2 protein-coding genes and 1 pseudogene are annotated in these 2,335 nt (G+C 64.8%); 2 read left to right on the forward strand and 1 reads right to left on the reverse strand.

What is annotated here, in order from left to right:
* Positions 1 to 48: 48 nt before the first annotated feature.
* Positions 49 to 651 carry a YjbE family putative metal transport protein gene (locus JCM25156_RS13990; RefSeq protein ID WP_025813578.1) on the reverse strand — a complete coding sequence of 201 codons (603 nt, stop codon included), beginning with the start codon at positions 649 to 651 and terminating at the stop codon, positions 49 to 51.
* Positions 652 to 899: 248 nt separating this feature from the next.
* On the opposite strand from JCM25156_RS13990, the pseudogene JCM25156_RS32655 reads away from it, so the two are divergent.
* Positions 900 to 1,687 (forward strand): annotated as a pseudogene (locus tag JCM25156_RS32655) (lyase family protein); the annotation flags it as partial.
* Positions 1,688 to 2,224 carry a hypothetical protein gene (locus JCM25156_RS32660; protein ID WP_407637126.1) on the forward strand — a complete coding sequence of 179 codons (537 nt, stop codon included), beginning with the start codon at positions 1,688 to 1,690 and terminating at the stop codon, positions 2,222 to 2,224.
* Positions 2,225 to 2,335 lie beyond the last annotated feature (111 nt).

The raw sequence follows: 2,335 nt of genomic DNA on the forward strand, positions 1-2,335 counted from the left end.
GCGCCAGTCCCGTCGCCCTGGCCAGCCAGTGGCAGGCGCGCGGGATCATTACGCGGCACCCATATGTGTCCAGACCTCGCCGCCACCCTTCACGATCAGTTCAATCGCCACGACCAGCACCACCAGCAGCCCGATCCATGAAATCCAGCGGTACCGCTCCAGCAGCCGTGCGATCAGCGCCGCCGCCACGGCCATCAGCGCCACCGAAATGACCAGTCCCGTTACCAGAACACCTATATGTTCTCCCGCCGCCCCCGCAACAGCCAGGACATTATCAAGGCTCATGGACAGGTCGGCCACGATAATGCGGATAATGGCGCTGCGCAGCGATGCGGGGGCCTGTGTACCATCTTCGGCATGGGCCGGGCCATGCATTTCGCGGTACATGCGCCAGCAGACCCACAGCAGCAGCAGCCCCCCCGCCAGCGTCAGCCCGATGATGGCCAGCAGCCTGACCGCGACCAGCGCCAGGCAGATACGGATGAGCGCCGCCCCCAGCACCCCCCACAGGATGGCGATTCGGCGCGCGCGGTGGGGCAGGTTGCGCACCGCCATCCCCACCACGACGGCATTGTCCCCCGCAAGCGTGACATCGATCAGGATGACCTGGGCCAGTGCGTAAAGGGCGGAGGGAGAAAAAATGACGGACATGGGCGGCTATGATCCTGACAGATGGGGGTGCGTGAACGGGCCGGGGCTTCACGACTTCTTTATGCCGTTCTCCACCCACATCATGCAATCGCGCGTGTGATGACAGATGATGGCGGCCGCGTGATGAAACGGGCGTGAATTAAGGAAGACGCACGCGACAGAATTGGGTAGGAAGGCGGCCTGATCCCGATTGTGTCGCTGAGTTAAGGAAGCCCGAGAACATGGTACCGCGCTATACCCGCCCCGTCATGGCCGCCATCTGGTCGCCCGAGAACCGCTACCGCATCTGGTTCGAGATCGAGGCCCTGGCCTGCGAGGCCATGGCGGAATACGGCGCGATTCCCGCTGAATCCGCCCGGACCATCCGTGAAAAGGGCGATGCCGCGATGGCCGCCTTCAGCCAGGCCGACCTTGACCGCATCGACGAGATCGAGGCCGAAACCCGGCATGATGTCATTGCCTTCCTGACCTGGCTTGCCGAGAAGATCGGCCCCGACAGCCGCTTCGTGCATCTGGGCATGACATCGTCCGATGTGCTGGATACCTGCCTGTCGGTGCAGATGGTGCAGGCGACCGATCTGCTGCTGGAGGATCTGGACGCGGTGCTGGCGGCGCTGAAGCGGCGCGCGTTCGAGCATAAGTATACCCTGACCATCGGCCGCAGCCACGCCATCCATGCCGAGCCGACATCCTTCGGGCTGAAACTGGCCGGTCATTACGCCGAATTCGCCCGCAACCGCGCCCGCCTGCTCCGCGCGCGGGAGGAGGTGGCCGTCTGCGCCATTTCCGGCGCGGTGGGCACCTACGCGCATATCGATCCGCGCGTGGAGGAATATGTGGCCGGAAAGCTGGGCCTGAAGCCGGAGGATGTCTCGACCCAGGTGATCCCGCGTGACCGGCACGCGGCCTATTTCTGCGCGCTGGCGGTCATCGCCAGTGGAATCGAACGGCTCGCGACCGAGGTGCGTCACCTCCAGCGTTCGGAAGTGCGGGAAGCGGAAGAGTTCTTCCACAAGGGGCAGAAGGCTCCTCCGCCATGCCGCACAAGCGCAACCCGGTCCTGTCGGAAAACCTGACCGGCCTTGCGCGGCTCGTGCGTTCGCACGTCATTCCCGCGCTGGAAAACGTGGCCCTGTGGCACGAGCGCGACATCAGCCATTCCTCGGTCGAGCGCAATATCTGCCCCGATGGCACGATCGGCCTTGATTTCGCGCTCATGCGCCTGGCGGGCATGATGGAAAAGCTGGTGGTCTATCCCGACCGGATGCAGGCCAATATCGACAGCCTCGGCGGCGTCGTGCATTCGGGCGAGGTGCTGCTGGCGCTGGCGCGCGCCGGAATCCTGCGCGAAGACGCCTATCGCATCGTCCAGCGCAACGCGATGGCGACATGGACCCGGCTGGGCCACAAGGATGCGAAGACCTTCCGCGAAAATCTGGAGGCCGACCCCGAAGTGGCAGGCCGCGTGCCGCCCGCGGTGCTGGACGCGGCGATGGACAGCGCATCGCATCTGCGCTCTCTTGACCATACCTTCACCCGCGTCTTTGGCGAGACGGGCCCCGCACGGAGCTGAACCGGCCCGTGGCCTGACGGAAACAACAGCAGGATACTGGCGCGTGTGTACTGTCGTCATCTCTCACGACCCGGATCAGGAATGGCCGCTGCTGCTGGCGGCCAACCGTGA

This window comes from Komagataeibacter kakiaceti JCM 25156, assembly GCF_000613305.1.